Annotated in this window: 16 protein-coding genes and 1 tRNA gene; 4 read left to right on the forward strand and 13 right to left on the reverse strand. The window is 67.7% G+C overall.

Annotated elements, in window-relative coordinates; all coding sequences use genetic code 11:
* Positions 1-438, forward strand: a 438-nt coding sequence (locus BpN12_RS18975) for a transposase (RefSeq protein WP_246797034.1), incomplete at its 5' end; no start/stop codon positions are given.
* Positions 439-511: 73 nt separating this feature from the next.
* Here the strand turns inward: BpN12_RS18975 and BpN12_RS18980 are convergent.
* Entirely contained in the window at positions 512-1663 is a 1152-nt protein-coding gene (locus BpN12_RS18980; protein ID WP_246797035.1) for a porin, read from the reverse strand.
* A 549-nt stretch (positions 1664-2212) separates the two neighbouring features.
* The gene (locus BpN12_RS18985; protein WP_246797934.1) at positions 2213-2470 is read right to left on the reverse strand and encodes a hypothetical protein; all 258 of its coding nucleotides are present in this window, start codon (positions 2468-2470) and stop codon (positions 2213-2215) included.
* Positions 2471-2872: 402 nt separating this feature from the next.
* Between BpN12_RS18985 and BpN12_RS18990 the strand changes: the two genes are divergently transcribed.
* Positions 2873-3076: a cold-shock protein gene (locus tag BpN12_RS18990; protein ID WP_012734907.1), complete on the forward strand. Its 204-nt coding sequence runs from the start codon at positions 2873-2875 to the stop codon at positions 3074-3076.
* A gap of 116 nt (positions 3077-3192) precedes the next feature.
* Positions 3193-4347, forward strand: a complete 1155-nt coding sequence (locus BpN12_RS18995) for an exonuclease domain-containing protein (RefSeq protein ID WP_246797036.1) — start codon at positions 3193-3195, stop codon at positions 4345-4347.
* Between the two features lie 111 nt (positions 4348-4458).
* Here the strand turns inward: BpN12_RS18995 and BpN12_RS19000 are convergent, their stop codons facing one another.
* The 6 genes from BpN12_RS19000 to pepN form a co-directional block, all read right to left on the reverse strand.
* Positions 4459-5052: a chorismate mutase gene (locus tag BpN12_RS19000; protein ID WP_246797037.1), complete on the reverse strand. Its 594-nt coding sequence runs from the start codon at positions 5050-5052 to the stop codon at positions 4459-4461.
* 207 nt (positions 5053-5259) lie between these two features.
* On the reverse strand, positions 5260-5364 hold the full coding sequence (locus tag BpN12_RS19005) for a chorismate mutase (RefSeq protein ID WP_246798073.1): 105 nt from the start codon (positions 5362-5364) through the stop codon (positions 5260-5262).
* Between the two features lie 343 nt (positions 5365-5707).
* On the reverse strand, positions 5708-5959 hold the full coding sequence (locus tag BpN12_RS19010) for a GlsB/YeaQ/YmgE family stress response membrane protein (RefSeq protein WP_042624133.1): 252 nt from the start codon (positions 5957-5959) through the stop codon (positions 5708-5710).
* 332 nt (positions 5960-6291) lie between these two features.
* Positions 6292-6367 (reverse strand) — tRNA-Thr (locus tag BpN12_RS19015).
* Positions 6368-6602: 235 nt separating this feature from the next.
* Positions 6603-7622, reverse strand: a complete 1020-nt coding sequence (locus BpN12_RS19020; protein WP_246797038.1) for a class 1 fructose-bisphosphatase — start codon at positions 7620-7622, stop codon at positions 6603-6605.
* Between the two features lie 290 nt (positions 7623-7912).
* Positions 7913-10615 carry an aminopeptidase N gene (gene pepN, locus BpN12_RS19025; RefSeq protein WP_246797039.1) on the reverse strand — a complete coding sequence of 901 codons (2703 nt, stop codon included), beginning with the start codon at positions 10613-10615 and terminating at the stop codon, positions 7913-7915.
* A gap of 281 nt (positions 10616-10896) precedes the next feature.
* On the opposite strand from pepN, the gene BpN12_RS19030 reads away from it, so the two are divergent.
* Complete coding sequence (locus BpN12_RS19030) at positions 10897-11607, forward strand: DUF4136 domain-containing protein (protein ID WP_246797040.1); 711 nt, start codon at positions 10897-10899, stop codon at positions 11605-11607.
* A gap of 212 nt (positions 11608-11819) precedes the next feature.
* Here the strand turns inward: BpN12_RS19030 and guaD are convergent, their stop codons facing one another.
* From guaD to BpN12_RS19055, 5 genes are all read right to left on the reverse strand, one after another.
* The gene (gene guaD / locus BpN12_RS19035) at positions 11820-13139 is read right to left on the reverse strand and encodes a guanine deaminase (RefSeq protein ID WP_246797041.1); all 1320 of its coding nucleotides are present in this window, start codon (positions 13137-13139) and stop codon (positions 11820-11822) included.
* Positions 13140-13182: 43 nt separating this feature from the next.
* The gene (locus BpN12_RS19040) at positions 13183-14559 is read right to left on the reverse strand and encodes an NCS2 family permease (RefSeq protein ID WP_246797042.1); all 1377 of its coding nucleotides are present in this window, start codon (positions 14557-14559) and stop codon (positions 13183-13185) included.
* 98 nt (positions 14560-14657) lie between these two features.
* Positions 14658-15683 carry an adenosine deaminase gene (locus tag BpN12_RS19045; RefSeq protein ID WP_246797043.1) on the reverse strand — a complete coding sequence of 342 codons (1026 nt, stop codon included), beginning with the start codon at positions 15681-15683 and terminating at the stop codon, positions 14658-14660.
* Between the two features lie 18 nt (positions 15684-15701).
* Positions 15702-16724, reverse strand: coding sequence for a xanthine dehydrogenase accessory protein XdhC (gene xdhC / locus BpN12_RS19050; protein ID WP_246797044.1), 1023 nt, complete (start codon positions 16722-16724; stop codon positions 15702-15704).
* 781 nt (positions 16725-17505) lie between these two features.
* Positions 17506-18015: a disulfide bond formation protein B gene (locus BpN12_RS19055; protein ID WP_246797045.1), complete on the reverse strand. Its 510-nt coding sequence runs from the start codon at positions 18013-18015 to the stop codon at positions 17506-17508.
* Positions 18016-18080: the final 65 nt, after the last annotated feature.

Consider the following 18080-nt stretch of genomic DNA (forward strand, 5'->3'; position numbering starts at 1 on the left):
CGCTTCAAGTTGGCCGATCTGGCTGCGTGCTACGAGCGGCGCTGGCAGATCGAGACCAGCTACCGCGAACTGAAGCAGTCCATGCTCGGTAGCGAGCTGACGCTACGCAGCCGAACCGTCGATGGCATCTATCAGGAGATCTGGGGTGCGCTGATCGCCTACAACCTGATTCGTCGCGAAATGGCTAGCGCGGCCTTTGAGGCCAAGTGCGAACCGACCGAATTGAGCTTTGTTCGCTCGTTCCATCTCATCCAGCACGAGATGATGTGGGCCGCGCGCACGCCCGCCTTCGCCAAGCTGCCCACCGTCCTCAAGCGACTTCGCGAACACCTCAAACTGCTCATCAATGTAAAACGGCCCGACCGCAAATGCGATCGGGCCGTCAAGTCCCGTCCTGCTCGTTATGCCGTTCGGTTCCTCAGAAAGAACCTTAACTGAACGGCATTAGCCCCGAGGGGCGCTTTTGTCATGATCGCCGCCGGATTGCTGCGGCGCGTCAGGACGCGATCGATCAGAAGCGGTGACGCAGGCCGGCCGTGACGGCGATCTGCTTGTTCGTCGACGAAGCGCCGCCCAGACCGTTCACGTAGGCACCGATCGCCAGGCCGTCGTTGCTGACGTGCTGGTATTCGCCCTGCAGGTAGACGTCGGTGCGCTTCGACAGCGCATACGAGGTCTGCAGGTTGAACTGGTTCCAGCCCGGGTGGCGGCCGTCGAGGAAGCCGGCCGTGTAGGTCCAGGAACCGGCGATCGACAGGGCCGGCGTCAGCGCGTAGCGGGCGTTGACTTCGTAGTTGTTGAAGCGCGCGAAGGTGCCGTCCAGCGCGATGCCGGCCGACGTGCCCGACGGGCTGCCCGCGATGCCGAGCGCACGGTTCACGCGCGTCTGCGTGAACACGAAGCCCGCCGTGGCCGGACCGAACGTGTAGGTCAGGCCGCCGCCGAACACGCGCTGGCGCTTGCCGACGAACGTGTTGTCGCCCGCCACCGCGCCACCCGTGTTCGACAGCGTCGCCGACGTGAGACCGGAGATGTTGTTGTCGAGCTGCAGGTAGCCGGCCGCGATGTTGAAGCCGAGGTACGAATACGACACGCCGCCGCTGAACGCGCGGTTGTTCGAGAACTGGTCGCTGTTCGAGAAGCCGTACAAGCCGCCGAACTTCAGGCCGCCGTAGTTGACGCTCGTGTACTTGACCGAGTTGTTGACGCGGAACGAGTTGTTCAGGTTGTCGTTGTCGAACGGGTGGGCGAACTGCGTGCCGCCGTACTGCGTGCCCGTCAGCGACAGCGGAGCCAGGAAGTCGACGACGCTGTCGTATTGGCGGCCGAGCGTGACCGAGCCGAACTGGTTGTGGCCGAGGCCGACGTAAGCCTGACGGCCGAATTCGCGGCTGTTCTGCTTGAGCGTGCCGTTGTTGATGCCGAAACCGTTTTCGAGCACGAAGATCGCCTTCAGGCCGCCGCCCAGATCTTCATTGCCACGCAGGCCCCAGCGGCTGCCGTTGACCGAGCCGCTCGTTTCCGACCACGAGCTGTGACCGCCCTGGTTGTTCGTATAGGTGATGCCGGCGTCGATCAGGCCGTACAGCGTCACGCTGCTTTGAGCGTGCGCGGCCGTTGCGAAGACGCCCGAGAGCGCAGCCACGATTAGAGTCTTTTTCATTGATTCGTCTCCAGCAGGCGGAGGAACGGAGCCCCCGCAATTCGGGATAGTCGGCCAGCACCAGGTGGGGCGTAGTGTGGCGTGATGAGGGTGGCGCCACAGGGCGCCGCAAATCTCCAAACCCGAGCGCAGTGTAAGAGGGAGCTGGCTGCCTCCGTGGCTCACGTTTTAAGCAATAATGAATTTAAGTTTGCGAAATGATCGGAAATCGCCCGGAAACCTTTGTCAGGCAAGGAAAGGCGCCGTCCGGTGAGAATTGATCAGGATCGCGAATGGTTCTCCGCCGTTGCGTGGCGGCGACACAAGGGCACGTAGCGATGGGACGAATCGGGGAGGTGGGGAGTGCGGAGGATTGTTGAGTCTTCGACAATAGACGTTTGTGAAGACCGCCGCTAATGCTGCACGGCGCAATCGCTATACTGGTGGTTCTGCTTTTCGAAGCAGACTTTTTCGTTGACGGAAAAGATCTCCAAACCTTTGTCGGCGCGACTTCCCAGTCGCGCTTTTTTTTGCTTTTTTTGCGCCTTTTCCCGACGTGCGCTGGCAGGTTCAGCCGCGGCGGCGCCGTTTCGTCGGTTTTGCGTCCGTGACTTCGCGTGCCACCGGCATGCCGGCCGGCTGTGCCCAGTCTTCCATCACGTAATGACGCGCGTCGAGTGGCGAGGCGAGCAGGTTTTGCCAGTGGTCGCCGTGCCAGGTCGTATCGAATTCGGCATCGAGCGCGTAGATCGCGGGCGCCGCCTTGATCTTTTTATGGCGGCGCAGCATGCCGAGCCGGTGCGCGAAACGTTTCAGTCTGTCGAGCAGCATATCCGCCCCCTTGTACTTCTGAACCTGATTCAGCATCGCAAAACCGGCTGTCCACGACAACCCGGACAAATACCGAGTAATCGCTATTTTTTACCCGGTCGGTATTTTTTGCGTTTCCGTTAATTGAAACGGATATTCCCTAGTAATAATGACAGGTTACACGTGACTAAATGGTCCATTTTGTTGGCGACGTACCGTTTCCATCGCGATCGAGGTCAAGTCCGATAAGAAGATGTGAAGAATTTTCTTGACGAGCCCGGAGCCTCCCATTTATAAAAGCACCACGAAGTCTGCGGTGCTTACTGCTCATCGTCCATAAGGTTTAGCGGGGCCGAGGCTTTCGGTGACGGCACTCACGAGTTGCTCGTTTTATTTATAATCGTTTGGGGAATCAGGAATATGGATACCGGTATCGTGAAATGGTTTAACGATGCTAAGGGCTTTGGCTTTATTACGTCGGACAACGGTGGCGAAGACCTGTTCGCGCACTTCTCGGAAATCCGCATGGACGGCTTCAAGACGCTGAAGGAAAATCAGCGCGTGTCGTTCGACGTGAAGACCGGGCCGAAAGGCAAGCAGGCGGCGAACATCCAGGCGCTGTAATCCGGGTTGAACCGGATGTCCGGCCCCCGCTTTGGCGGGGGCTTTGTTTTTGGCGGGTAGAATCGGCATTGTGCGCGGTCTTTCGCGCACGCCAACCGGTATCGCTTACTGCTGACATGTCCGATTCGTCTTCGTCTTTGTCTTCGTTTTTCCAGGCCTCCGGCGGCCCGCTCGCCTTCGTCGACCTCGAGACGACCGGCGGCTCCGCGGCCGAACACCGGATCACCGAGATCGGTGTCGTCGAGGTCGGTCCGGACGGCGTCTCCACCTGGAACTCGCTGATCGATCCCCACCAGCCGATCCCGGCTTTCATCCAGCAACTGACCGGCATCACCGATGCGATGGTGCGCGGCGCGCCGAGCTTCGCCTCGATCGCGGCCGAGCTTTACGCGCGACTCGACGGGCGGCTTTTCATCGCGCACAACGCGAGTTTCGACCGCGGCTTTTTGCGCGCTGAATTCGAGCGCGCCGGCTATGCGTTCAATCCCGACATGCTCTGTACGGTGCGCCTGTCGCGCGCGCTGTTTCCGCGCGAATCGCGTCATGGGCTCGATGCACTGATCGCGCGCCACGCGCTGGTGCCGAACGCGCGTCACCGCGCGCTGGCCGATGCCGATCTCGTCTGGCAGTTCTGGCGACACCTGCACGACGCGATTCCGGCCGAGCGGCTCGTCGAGCAGATCGCGCAGACGACGCGCCGCTACCGGCTGGCGGGCGAACTGACCGAGGACGATCTCGAGCGCGCGCCAGCCGGCTTCGGCGCCTATGCGCTGTTCGGGGAAGGTGATGCGCCGCTCTACGTCGGGCGCAGCGTGCGGGTGCGTAACCGCCTGCGCGCGCTGCTCACGGGCGAGCGGCGCTCGGCCAGGGAGCGGCGGCTCGCGGAGCAGGTGCGGCGCCTGGAATGGCGCGAGACCGGTGGCGAACTCGGCGCGATGCTGGCCGAGGCGCACTGGATCGCCGAACTGGCGCCGGCCTTCAACCGCAAAGCCGGCGATGCGCGGCGCGGCACCGCCGGCGAGCCCTGGCCGTTCGACGGCCCGGTGGCGATCGTCGACGGCGGTGCACCGGCCTCATATCACGTGGTCGATCGCTGGTGTTATCTGGGCACCGTCGCCGGCATCGAGGCGGCGCGTGCGCTGGCTGCTGCCGCCGGGGGCGACGGCCGGTTCAATGCCGCCGTGTTCCGGATCCTGCAGACTCATCTCGCACGCGGCGTGCCGACCATCGCGCTTGCGTTGCCGGCCCCGGTGCTGGCGGCGCCGCAGTAGGCGGCATCCGCCTCCCGTTCACGCGCCGGCCGCCGCACCGGCGCGTTCGACCTGAGCCGCGCGAGCGGTGCCCGGCAAGATCGATTCCCCGACTCGATACCAGGTGTCGCGTCAGCCGACCGCGCTGGCGCCGCCGCCGGCGCAGACATGCGCGAGCGCGGCGTCGAGCGCGGGCGACTGGCTCGAGTCGTAGCGCGTCATCGACTTCCAATCGGCGATGCTGCGCGCCATGCGCGACTGGCAGTCGGGCGCGTTGCGCAGCGGCGCGACGCGCGTGAGCGCGCCGATCATCGACTGGGTGAGCCGGTCGAACTGCGGGCGCGTGGTGGTGGCGAGGTCGGGCGGCGTGCCGTCGGGGGCCTGCGTGGCGCGCCACTTCGCGAACAGCGCGTTCTGCATGATCTTGCTCGCCTCGATCTGGTCCGAGAAAAACGCGTGCGCGTAATCGCGATCGACCCCGCTCGCCACCGCGCGGCGTTCGACGTCGGCGAGCAGTTGCGCTTCGCGCGGCTTGTCCTCGATCGGCTTGTGATTCGCCCACTTCCAGCGGGCCACCGGCTCGGCCAGCGCGATGCGCTGCGAGGCGAGCGCGACGAGGTTGGTGAGCGGCGTGTCGTCGCCGTCGGCCGAGGCCGGCAGCGGCAGGACGAGCAGGGCGGCGGCGAGCGACGCAAACGCGAGGGTCGGGCGGATCGGCAGAGTCATGGTGGATCGGCAGGCGCCGGTGTGTGGCCGGGCATAAGGGAAAACGAGGAGGATAAACGAATGCTCGGCGCGCGCGGGGCCGGAGACGAAGCTTAGCGCGCGCAGCCGACCCGGCCCGGGAGCCTGGTGGCCTGCTGCAGCGAGGAGGGGAACGGACGCAAGGAATCGAGCGCGGTGATGCGGTGGTTCGCGACGTTCAGCGGGCTGTTACTTCGGCGCGCCCAGCCTGTGCTGTTCGTCGAAGAACGCACGCACGTGGTCGGGCAGCTCCGCGAGGAACTCGACGGCCACCGGCTCCGGGTCCGGGCTCATCACTTTCTCGGGAGGTGGCATGCGAGTCGGCTTTTCGTCCATGATCATTCTCCTTGCGGTGTATCGATTATCAGCCGCCTATCTTCAATTTTTCCAGCAAGGAATCGTTTCAATTTGTCGATGTTGCTTAAACCGCACACCCGGGCGGTTTTTGTCGTGACTGGCCGGATCGGCGGCGCGCGGAAAATGGATGCGCGTGCATCTTTCTCGCGCGACGGGACATCCGTCCGACGGGTGCGGGGAGCGGAAGGGCGGGAGAGGGAGGCGGCGACGCCCCGGCGGCCGGGGCGCGGGCGGCCGGCGCGCCGCTGCGGGCGGGCGCCGGGCCGCGATCAGCGCGCGGCTAGGCGCGCCGGAACAGCCGGATGATGAACAGCAGGATGACCGCGCCGATTACGGCGACGATGATCGACGCGAAGAAACCGCTGCCGATCGTGATGCCGAGCACACCCGCGAGCCAGCCGCCGATGATGGCGCCGACGATGCCGACGATGATGTCGACGATCAGGCCGAAGCCGCCGCCCTTCACGAGCAGGCCGGCCAGCCAGCCGGCGATGGCGCCGATGATGAGCCACATAATCAAGCCATGAGCCATGGTGGTTCTCTCCAGGTTGGGTTGCTGCGTAATGAACCGGCCGCGGGCATCGAGATGCGAATCGACAGGACGAACTGTCCGCCCCGGCCCGGTGCCCACGCAATGTACTGCAATAGCCGGGTCAGGAGCGTTAAGTAATGTTAGGCAGCGCCGGAACGCTTTACCAATGGTTTCTCGGGCCGGCGGGCACGGCGTCGCGGAGCTTTCGCGGGGCTTTCCGGCGGCGCGCGGAAAAAATGGAGGAGGGGCAGTGAGAGGAGCGACAGGAGGGCCGCCGATGCTGCAAAGCAAAAAGCCCGATCACGAGGATCGGGCTTTTTGCTTGATTCGGATGGTGCCGGAGATAGGAGTCGAACCTACGACCTTCGCATTACGAATGCGCTGCTCTACCAACTGAGCTACACCGGCATCAAAGAAGTGAAATTATAGGGTGATTTCTGCGAGGCTGGCAATAGGTCTGGCGAAAAAACTTCAAACTTTCGCGCCGACCGAACCGGCTCCGCCTCCTCGACGACCGTTGCCGATCATCTGTCCCCGCGTCTTTCAACGGCCCGAATTCTACGATGAAAAACGCGGGGGAGGAAGTCCTTTCTCGCCGTCGCGGGGACTTTCTTGCGGCGCTGCCGCAATGTCCGCGCGGGCCTTACTTCGCGGCCGCTTCCTGGTGGTAACGGGCCACGCGTTCGACCTCGTTCTTCGAACCGAGGATCACCGGCACGCGCTGGTGCAGGCCGGTCGGCTGCACGTCGAGGATGCGCTCGGTGCCGGTCGACGCGGCGCCGCCCGCCTGCTCGACGATGAACGACATCGGGTTGGCCTCGTACATCAGGCGCAGCTTGCCGGGGCGATCGGGCGTGCGCGCGTCGGCCGGATACATGAACACGCCGCCGCGGTTTAGGATGCGGTGGACGTCGGCCACCATCGAGGCGATCCAGCGCATGTTGAAGTTCTCGCCGCGCGGGCCGTCGGCGCCGGCGTTCAGCTCGTCGACGTAGCGCTTGACCGGCTCGTACCAGTGGCGCGCGTTCGAGGCGTTGATCGCGTATTCGCGCGTGTCGGCCGGGATCTGCATGTTGCTCTGGGTCAGCACCCACGAGCCGAGTTCGCGGTCGAGCGTGAAGCAGTTCACGCCGTGGCCGGTGGTCAGCACCAGCACCGTCTGCGGGCCGTACACGGCGTAGCCGGCGGCCACCTGCTTCACGCCAGGCTGCAGGAACGACTGCTCGGTGGCCTGCTGGCCGTCCGGGCAGCGCAGCACCGAGAAGATCGTGCCGATCGAGACGTTCACGTCGATGTTCGACGAGCCGTCGAGCGGATCGAACACCAGCAGGTATTCGCCGCGCGGGTAGTTCTCGGGGATCGGGAAGAACGTTTCCATTTCCTCCGAGGCCATCGCGGCGAGATTGCCGCCCCATTCGTTCGCGTCGAGCAGGATTTCGTTCGACAGGATGTCGAGCTTCTTCTGCACTTCGCCCTGCACGTTCTCGCTGCCGGCCGTGCCGAGCGCATCGCCGAGCGCGCCCTTCGAGACGTGGAAGCTGATTGCCTTGCAGGCGCGCGCGACGACTTCGATCAGCAGGCGCAGGTCAGCGGGAAGGTTGTGGTTCTCGCGTTGTTGCTCGATCAGATACTTCGACAGCGTGGTACGTCGGGAAAGGGACATGCTGAGCTCCGAGAGGCAGGAAAATATCTGTTTTTTGCAATTTTACCCGCGCTGCCCTGACGCACCGCCGCCTTTTTGTTCCGGATCACGGGCGCGCGCGTCACGGCGCGGTCACACCAGCCCGATTTCGGGCCGCGATGCGGAGTCGGCCGCGCGCCTGGCGCCCACGAAATCGACGAGATGCGGGCGCCGCGGCGGCCCGTATCCCGCCATCATGAAAAAACGGCCGGTGCCGCGTGAGCGGGCCGGCCGTTTGGTCTGCCTGGATTTGCCGGGATCGGCCGGCGTGCTCAGGCCAGCGCCTTCCCGACGATCTCGCGAACGTCGCGCGACTTGGCACCGGCCGCGACGCGTTCGAGCGCGGCGCGCATCGGCTCGCGCAGCGCCGGCGTGAAGCGCCGCCAGTTTTCGAGCGAACGCGACAGCCGCGCGGCGACTTGCGGGTTGATCGCGTCGAGCGCCAGCACCTGGTCGGCCCAGAACGCGTAGCCGGAGCCGTCGGCGGCGTGGAACTGCGCCGGATTCGCGGCGCAGAACCCGAAGATCAGCGAGCGCGCGCGGTTCGGATTCTTCAGGTTGAAGGCCGGGTGCGCGAGCAGTTCACGCACCGTGTCGAGCGTCGGATGGCCGGCCGTGCCGCGCCGCGTGGCCTGCATCGAGAACCACTTGTCGATCACCAGCGCCTCCTTCTCGAAGCGCTGGTAGAAGTCGGCGAGCGCCTTGCGCGCCGGCGCCTCGGCCGCGTCCGAGGCGGCCGAGGCCGACAGCAGCGCGCCGAGCGCGGCGGCGCGGTCGGTCATGTTGTCGGCCACGTCGTACTGGGCGGTGGCGAGCCGCACGGCTTCGGCCGGCTCGTCGAGTTCGGCGAGATAGGCGAGCGCGAGATTCTTCAGCGCGCGCCGGCCGGCGTCCTCGGGCGTCGGCGCGTAGGCGCCCGGGGTGCGGTGCCGTTCGTGGATCGCGAGCCAGTCGGCGCGCAGCGCGGCGGCCAGCCGGCCGCGCACGAACTGGCGCGCGCGGTGGACCGCGGCCGGGTTCGCCTCGCGCATCTGGTCGGCCAGATAGGCCTCGGACGGCATCGTCAGCGCCAGCTCGCGGAACGCCGGCGACAGCGAGTCGTCCACCAGCACGCGGTGGAACGCGTTGACGAACGCGTCGTCGAGCGTCAGCTCGCCGTCCGCGGCGGCCGTGTCGGCGAGCGTCAGCAGCGCGCGCGTGGCGAGCCGCTGGCCCGCCTCCCAGCGGTTGAACGGATCGCTGTCGTGCGCGAGCAGGAACGCGAGCTGGTCCTCGCGATAGTCGTAGTCGACGATCACCGGCGCCGAGAAGTTGCGCAACAGCGAGGGCAGCGGCTCGGCCGCGACATCGACGAAGGTATAGCTGGCCTGCGTCTCGGTCAGTTCGAGCACGCGCGTGGTGGCGCCGGCCTCGGCCTCGCCGTCCAGGCGCAGCGGCAGATCCTGGCCGTCGGGGCCGATCAGGCCGATCGCGAACGGGATCAGCAGTGGGCCCTGCTGGGTCTCGCGCGCGGCCGGCGAACCCTCGCCGTAAGCCTGGCTCAGCGTGACCGTGTAGCGTTTCGCCGCCGCGTCGTAGGCGGTCTTCACGGCCACCCGCGGCGTGCCGGCCTGGCTGTACCAGCGCTCGAACTGCGCGAGGTCGCGGCCGTTCGCGTCGGCCATCGCGTGGCGGAAGTCGTCGCAGGTCACGGCCTGGCCGTCGTGGCGCTTGAAGTAAAGGTCCATGCCGCGCCGGAAGCCGTCGCGGCCGAGCAGGGTCTGGTACATCCGCACGACTTCGGAGCCTTTCTCGTAGACCGTCATCGTGTAGAAGTTGTTGATCTCGACGTAGCTCTCGGGGCGCACCGGGTGCGCCATCGGGCCGGCGTCCTCGGCGAACTGCAGCTGGCGCAGCACGCGCACGTCCTCGATGCGCTTGACGGCGCGCGCGCCCGCGTCGTCGCCTTCGCCGGCCGCCATGTCGGCCGAGAACTCCTGGTCGCGGAACACCGTCAGCCCTTCCTTCAGGCTCAGCTGGAACCAGTCGCGGCAGGTCACGCGGTTGCCGGTCCAGTTGTGGAAATACTCGTGGCCGACCACTGCCTCGATGTTCGAGAAATCGACGTCGGTGGCCGTTTCCGGGTTCGCCAGCACGTACTTCGTGTTGAAGATGTTGAGCCCCTTGTTCTCCATCGCGCCCATGTTGAAGTCGCTGACGGCGACGATCATGAAGCGGTCGAGATCGAGCTCGAGGCCGAAGCGCTTTTCGTCCCAGCGGATCGAGTGGATCAGCGAATCCATCGCGTGGCGCGTCTTGTCGAGGTCGGCGGGTTCGACCCAGACCTGCAGCAGCTTGCTCGCGCCGGAGCCGGTGGTGATGGTCTCCTCGATCGAGACCAGCTTGCCCGCGACCAGCGCGAACAGGTAACTCGGCTTGCGGAACGGGTCTTCCCACTTCGCGAAGTGGCGGCCGTCGGCCAGCAGGCCGGAATCGACGAGGTTGCCGTTCGACAGCAGCACCGAGTAGGCCTCGCGGTCGGCGCGCAGCGTGACCGTGTAGGTCGACATCACGTCGGGCCGGTCGAGGAAATAGGTGATGTGGCGAAAGCCTTCCGCTTCGCACTGCGTAAAGAAATTGCCGCCCGACACGTAGAGGCCGGACAGCGTGGTGTTGGCGGCCGGCGCGCAGGCGCTGTCGATCACGAGTTCGAACGCGTCGGGCACGTTTTCGACGCTCAGGCCGTGCTCGTGCGCGCGCACCGCCGCGGCCGGCTGGCCGTTGATTTGCGCCGCGATGAATTCGAGCGACTCGCCGAGCAGTTCGAGATGCGGCGCGGGCGCGGCGTCGGGATTGCGGCGCAGGCGCATCGTGTTGCGCACGACCGTGCGCTCGGGCACCAGATCGAATTCGAGGGCGACGCTGTCGATGAGGAACGCGGGCGGCGTGTAGTCGGCGCGGCGGATCACGGTGGAATGGGCGGCGGTATCGGACATGTCGGTCGGTCGGTGAGGAGTTCGTGAGCCCGTTCGTGGCGGGCGGCGTGGGTCCATTGTACAAAGGCTTGGCAAGTCGCGCGGGCCGAACTTTCGGGCCTGCCGGCGGTCTGCCTTGTGGTTGCGGGGCGCGGCGCGCGGCGTATGATCGCGAAACTCCGCCGGGGTGCCGGCGGAGTTCCGGCACTACCCGGGCAACGCCAGGGCGACACCGCGGCGATACCCGGGCAACAGCCGGGCAACAGCCGGGGCATACAGAAAGGGAATCGAGGAAGAGAATCATGAAAGCGAATCGAACGTTCCGCGCCGCCAAGTGGCTCGCGGCTGCCTGCGTCGCGCTGCTGTCGGGGTGCGCGAGCTACGTGAACACGCAGGTCACGGCATTTTCCGACTGGAGCGGCAGCGACGCGACGCGCACCTACGCGTTCACGCGCGCGCCCGACGAGCAGAACAGCCTCGAGCAGGCGACCTACGAGCAGATCGTGGCGAACGAACTGTCCACGCTGTCGTTCCGCCGCGTGCCGCAGGCCGACGCGCGCTATCTGGTCAAGCTGACCTACGGCGTCAAGGGCGACCTGGTATCGGTGCCGCAGCCGGTCTACTACGATCCGTGGTTCGGCCCGGGGCCGTACTGGCGCGGTGGCCCGTGGGGGCCGTTCGGGCCGTGGGGCGGCCCGTTTCCGGCCGGCTACGTGAACCAGACCTACCAGGTCTACCAGCGCACGCTGAACCTGCGCATCACCGAGCGGGCGACCGGGCGCGAGGTCTATAACGTCAGCGCGCGCAACACCGGCAGCGGTGATTCGCTCGTCACGGCGATGCCGTACCTGGCGCGCTCGGCGCTGGCCGACTTCCCGCTCGGCAACGGTGCGACGCGCGTCGTGCGGCTGCCGGTGGCGCGCAGCGGCGGGGCCGCGGCGCCTGCGTCGAATGAGCGCGCGGTACCGGCGGCGCCGGCTTCCGCCGCGCCGGCTGCGGCTGGCGCGCATTAGATTCGGGCATGGCCGGTCCGGCCCGGTAGCGACGGAGGTTGTCGCCGGCGCAGGCTGGAAGCGCCGCCGCCCGCGCGGGTGGCGGCAAATGAACGAAAGGTCCGGTCGGATGCAAGGCCCGGTGCGATGTCTCGCACCGGGCCTTTTTCACGTCCGGGCGGTGATCGAGGGCCGCGCGCCGCGCGGTGGGGCGGGTGCCGTCCAGCCGCCGTTCAGGCCGCGGCGGCCGTCGCCTCGTCGCGCCGATGCACGCAGCGGCCGGCCGCCCAGGTGCTGTGGACGGCGCGGTCGTCGCCGAGCATCGCGAACGCGAACAGCAGTTCCTCGAGCGAGGCGGCGCGCGCGGTGCGGCGCGCGAGCAGCGGCGTGGCGCGCGGATCGAGCACGACGAAGTCGGCCTCGGCGCGCGGCGCGAGCGTGCCGATCTGCGCGTCGAGCGCGAGCGCGCGCGCGGCGCCCGCCGTGGCGAGCCAGAACATCCGCGTCGCGCTGAGGTGGTAGCCCGACAGCCGCGCGACCTTGTGCGCCTCGTTCATGGTCTGCAGCATCGAGAACGAGGTGCCGCCGCCCACGTCGGTTGCGAGCGACAGCTGCGCGCGCTGCGCGGTGGCGCGGTCGAAATCGAACAGGCCGCTGCCGAGGAAGAAGTTCGAAGTCGGGCAGTGCGCGATCACCGTGCCGGTCTCGGCGATCCGGCGCCGGTCCTCGTCGTCGAGGTGGATGCAGTGGCCGTACACGGCGCGCGGGCGCAGCAGGCCGTGGCGGTCGTAGATGTCGAGGTAGCTGCGGTGGCCCGGGAACAGTTCGGCGGCCCACTTCACCTCGTCGACGTTCTCAGCCACGTGGCTCTGCACGAACACGTCGGGATGGCGGCGCGCGAGCGCGGCGCAGGCCTCGAGCTGGGCCGGCGTCGAGGTCGGCGCGAAGCGCGGCGTGAGCGCGTACATCTGCCGGCCGCGGCCGTGCCAGCGCGCGATCAGCGCGGCGCTGTCGTCGTGGCCCGACTGCGCCGTGTCGCGCAGGAACTCGGGGCAGTTGCGATCCATCAGCACCTTGCCCGCGATCATCCGCAGGTTCCTCGCCTCGCTCGCCTCGAACAGCGCCTCGGCCGACTGCCGGTGGACCGTGCAGTAGACGAGCGCGGTGGTGGTGCCGCTCGCCAGCAGCGTGTCGATGAAGAACGACGCCACCTCGCGCGCGTGCTCGATGTCCTCGAAGCGCCGCTCGGTCGGGAACGTGTAGGTGTCGAGCCACGGCAGCAGGCCCGGCGCCGGCGAGGCGATCATGTCGGTCTGCGGATAGTGGATGTGCGTGTCGATGAAGCCGGGCACGATCAGCTTGTCGCCGAGCGTGGTGACGCGCGCGTCGGGCGCGAGGCGGCCGGCCAGCGCGGCGTAGGCGCCGGCCGCGACCACCCGGCCCGCCGCGTCGACGATCAGCAGGCCGTCCTGCTCGAAGACGGCGGCGTCGTCCGCGTGCGCGGGGTCGTCGCGAAACGTCAGCAGCCGGGCGCGAAAGGCGGTTTGGGTCATGGGCGAAACTCCTGCGGCAGGGGAACGGGGCGCATCGGCGGCCTTACAGCTGCGCGAGCAGCACGCCCGAGAGCGCGGCGACGATCCACATCGCCGGCTTGATCTCGCGGCGGCGCCCGGTGAACAGCTTCAGCACCACGAAGGTAAGAAAGCCGTAGGCGATGCCGTCGGTGATCGAATAGGTGAGCGGGATCAGCACCATCGCGATGAACGCGGGGATCGCCTCGTCGAAGCGGTGCCATTCGATCTTCGTGATCGACTCCATCATGAACACGCCCACCAGGATCAGCGCGGGCGCGGTGGCGATCGCGGGCACCAGCGAGAGCAGCGGCGAGAGCACGAGGAACGGCAGGAAGCAGAGCCCGGCCACTACCGCCACCAGGCCGGTGCGCCCGCCCGCCGAGATGCCGGCGGCCGATTCGATGTAGGCGTTCGCGGGGCTGGTGCCGAGCGGCGCCGACACCACCGCCGAGAACGCATCCACCATCATCGACTGGCGGATGTTGCGCGGATTGCCGTCGCGATCGACGAGGTTGCCCGCCTCCGAGATCGCCATGAAGGTGGACAGCGCGTCGAAGAAGGCCGTGAACAGCATCACGAAGATGAACGGCCAGTAGACCACCTTCAGCGCGCCGAGCAGGTCGAGCTGGCCGATCCCGGAGAAGTCGGGCGCGGCCACCAGGCCGTTCCAGTTGACCAGCGTCCGGGTGGCGATCGCGGCGGGCCAGTAGGCGCTGCCGTCGCCCCAGATCCGGCCGATCGGCACCGCGAGCAGCGTGGTGGCGACGATGCCGATCATCAGCGCGCCGGTCACGCGGCGCACCACCAGCACGGTGGTGATCGCGAGCCCGACGAGGAACGTCACGATCACCGGGTTCAGCGACGCCGCATGCACGACCGTCACCGGGTCGCCCACCACGAACTTCGCGTTGACGAGCCCGATCAGGCAGATGAACAGGCCGATGCCGCACGACACGGCGTGCCGCAGGTTCGGCGGGATCGCGTCCACCACCAGCTTGCGCGCGTTGAACGCGGCCAGCACGGCGAAGATCACGCCGGCCCAGAACACGCAGCCGAGCGCGGTCTGCCACGGCATCTTCCCGCCGTGGACCATCACGAACGTGAACAGCGCGTTCATGCCCATGCCCGGCGCGACCAGCACCGGGTTGCGCGCGTACAGGCCCATCGCGCAGCTGCCGAGGAAGCTGACGATCACGGTGGCGGTCAGCGCCGACGCGAACGGCACGCCTGCCTGGGACAGGATGCCGGGATTGACGACGATGATGTACATCGCCGTCAGGAACGTCGTGATGCCCGCGACGATTTCGGTGCGCAGCCGCGAGCCGGACTCGCGGATGCCGAAGAATCGGTCGAGCCACGAACTCGTGGCCGGGGCCTTGCTGCCGTTGTACGTGTCCATCGGAAAAGCTCTCCTCAGTCTCTGTTATGGGGACGACGGTGCGTCCGCGCGATGCCGCGCGGAACGAATGCACCGGCCTCCTCGGCAGGACGTGGGCGTCATGCCGGATGCCAGTGCGAATCGAGTTGCGCGATCAGCGCGGCGCGTGCGGGCGCGTCGACGAACGAGGCCTCGAAGCCGTTGCGGATCACGCTGTAGACCTCGCGTTCGTCGAGGCCGAGGGCCGCGACGGTGGCGAAGTAGTTGTCGTTGACGTAGCCGCCGAAGTAAGCCGGATCGTCGGAGTTGATCGTCACGGCCACGCCGCTGTCGAGCAGCAGCTTCAGCGTGTGCTTGGTCATGTCGTCGAACACGCGCAGCTTCAGGTTCGACAGCGGGCAGACCGTCAGCGCGATGCGCGAATCGGCGAGCCGCGCGATCAGCGCGGCGTCCTCGATGCTGCGCACGCCGTGGTCGACGCGGTCCACCTTGAGCAGGTCGAGCGCCTCGACCACGTAGGCGGGCGGGCCTTCCTCGCCGGCATGCGCGACCAGCTTCAGGCCGCGCTCGCGGGCCTTCGCGAACACGCGCTCGAACTTCGAGGGCGGGTGGCCGCGCTCGGACGAATCGAGCCCGACGCCGATCAGCCGGTGCGAATACCGGTCGAACAGCGGCAGCGCGGCTTCGTAGGTGGCGAGCGCGTCGTCCTCGGAGAGATGGCGCAGGAAGCAGAGGATCAGGCGGCTCGACAGGCCGCGCCGTTCGGCGTCGGCCAGCGCGCGGTCGATGCCGGCCACCACGGTCTCGATCGACACGCCGCGCTCGGTGTGGGTCTGCGGATCGAAGAAGATCTCGGTGTGGACCACGTTGTCGGCCAGCGCGCGCTCGACGTAGGCGGTCGTCATGTCGTAGAAGTCCTGCTCGTGCAGCAGCACGCTCGCGCCGGCGTAGTAGATGTCGAGGAACGACTGCAGGTCGGTGAACGCGTAGGCCGCGCGCAGCGCCTCGATCGAGTCGTAGGCGAGCTTCACGCCGTTGCGTTCGGCCAGCTTGAAGATCAGTTCCGGCTCCAGCGAGCCTTCGATGTGGATGTGCAGCTCGGCCTTCGGGGCGAGCGCGATCTTGTTGCGGAAGTCAGGGGTCATGGCTTGTTCGTAGGTCGGTCAGATATGGGGGGAGGCCGCGTCGCCGTCCGCCCGGGCCGGGGCGGCGTGCGAGTCGACCACCTGCAGCAGTTGCGCGGCCACCGCGATCGCGATCGTCTCGGGGGCCTTGTCGACGATGCCTTCCACGCCGATCGGGCAGCGCATCCGCGCGGTCTGCGCGGGATCGATGCCGCTCGCGGCGAGGCGCTGATCGAACTGGATGCGCTTGCTGCGCGAGCCGATCATGCCGAAGTAGGCGTAGTCGCCGCGGCGCAGGATGTGCTGGGCCAGCACGAAGTCGAACGCGTGGTCGTGCGTCATCACCACGAAATAGCTGTGCGGCGCGGCGTCGGCGATGGCGCGCTCGGGGGCGTCGAGCGCGTCCACCGTCAGGTTGGGGATGCCGGCGAGCGCCTCGGCGGGCGGGAACGGCGCGTCGCGCGCGTCGATCCAGCGCACCCGGCACGGCAGCGTCGCGAGCACGCGCACGAGAGCGGCCGCGGCGTGGCTCGCGCCGAACAGCATCACGGCGAAGGTGTGCGGCGCGATCGTCTCGGTCATCAGCGAGACGTCGCCGGTGGACCACAGCAGGCAGTCGGCGCGCGTCACGTCGGCCTCGGGCTCGCTCAGCATCACCGGATCGGCCGCGGGGCCGAACGAGACGCTGCGCACGGTGGCGTTGCCGGCGGCCACGCGCTTGGCGAGCGAGGTGATCCAGCCGAGATCGGCGATGTCGAGCCGCTCGAAGCCGAGCGTCACGGCGCCGCCGCAGCACTGGCCGAGGCTCGGCCCGAGCGCCATCCGTTCGAGCCGGCGCGCGTGCGGCAGGTGCGAGCCGTCCTTCAGCAGCTGCCGCGCGATCTCGATCGCCTTCCATTCCAGATGGCCGCCGCCGATCGTATGGCGGGCGGCGTCGCGCGTGACGAGCATCTTGGTGCCGGCCTCGCGCGGCACCGAGCCTTCGGCGCGCGCGACGGTCACGAGCACGGCCGCTTCGCCGTGCGCAATCAGTTGCTGGGCATCGGTGAGCCAGGGTTCCATGGTTCGCCTCCGCGCTCAGTGCGCCGCGGCCGCGCGGGCGGCGGGCGGCAGGTGGAGGGCGTGCGCCGGAGGTGCCCGCCGCGCATGAATGCCGGGACGGTCCCGGCCGGGCGACGAGCCGGCCGGACGAGGCGCGGTGTCCGGCACGGCGGCGCGCATGGCGTGAGCCGCATGGATCGCATGGCGTGAGCGGGCCGCACGGCCGTTGGCCCGCGCTCGCTCGCGAACGGCGCTGCGCGGCCGGGGCGGGCGCGGCGCGGGAAGTCGATGCGCGATGCGCACGACGGACGTGGCGCCACGAGGGCGGATACGGATGGTTTGCGTTGTCATGGTTCAACCAACAGGACATTGCGGATCAGGCGCGCGTTACGCTGGGCCAACCGGCCCGTCGCGCACGTAGATCGCCATCCGTTTTTCAAGATAGCACCGTCAATTTCAGGAAATATTTATCCTGGCTGATGCGGGCTATTCGGTGGCGATCATGTCGATCGTAGTACGACGCGCGCGAGCGCGTCGACGACGGTGGGCGCGAGGGCCGCCGGACGGGCGCCGGCGCGGCGCGGCGGGCGGAGCCCGGCAGGCGGCGGACAGGGGACCGCACGCCGCGTCGGGGCTCGGGTCGGGCTTAGGTGTTTACGCAAACGGCTTGCTGGTCGGGCAAGCGGCGCGATGGCGGGCGCCGGGCGCGAGGCCACGGCGGCCCGAAGCGGATCCGCGAAGAAAGGCACGCAACGCCCGCGGCACGGCGCGAGGCCGAGCACGAAGCGCGCCGCGGCCGGGCTCAGAGCGAGCGGCGGCGCTTGCGCAGCAGGCTCGTGCCGACCAGCACGAAGATCAGCACGAAACCGATCAGCGCCCAGCCCGGCAGCAGGATGCCGAGGATCGGCGGATAGACGGTTTCGCAGAGGCCGCCGACCTTGAACACGCTCGGCAGCCACTGCGCGGGCGGCAGGCTGTCGACGATCGGCTGCAGCGTGTCGAACCCGCAGCTGAAGCCCGGGTGCAGCTGGATCTGCAGGTGGCGCGCCGCGGTGCCGGCACCGCCGAGCGCCGAGATCACGATCAGCAGTTCGATCACGGCGAGGCTGCGGCGGCTGCGCAGGCCGGTGCCGAGGAACGAGAAGATCGCGATCAGCGCGAAGAAATAACGCTGGATGATGCAGAGCGGGCACGGATCCTCGCCCTTCACGAACTGCAGATATAGCGCCCCGGCCAGCAGGCCGACGCAGACGACGCCGAGCAGCGTCAGGAGGCGGCGCTCGTGGCGCAGCGACAGCGAGAAGTCGTTCATCGGTGGTCGGTCCCGAAAATGGAGTCGTCGGATTTTAGCGCGAACCCGGTGGCGATTTCGCGTGC

Origin of the sequence: Burkholderia perseverans, from assembly GCF_022870505.1 — a bacterium.
GTDB classification, from domain to species: Bacteria; Pseudomonadota; Gammaproteobacteria; order Burkholderiales; family Burkholderiaceae; genus Burkholderia; species Burkholderia plantarii.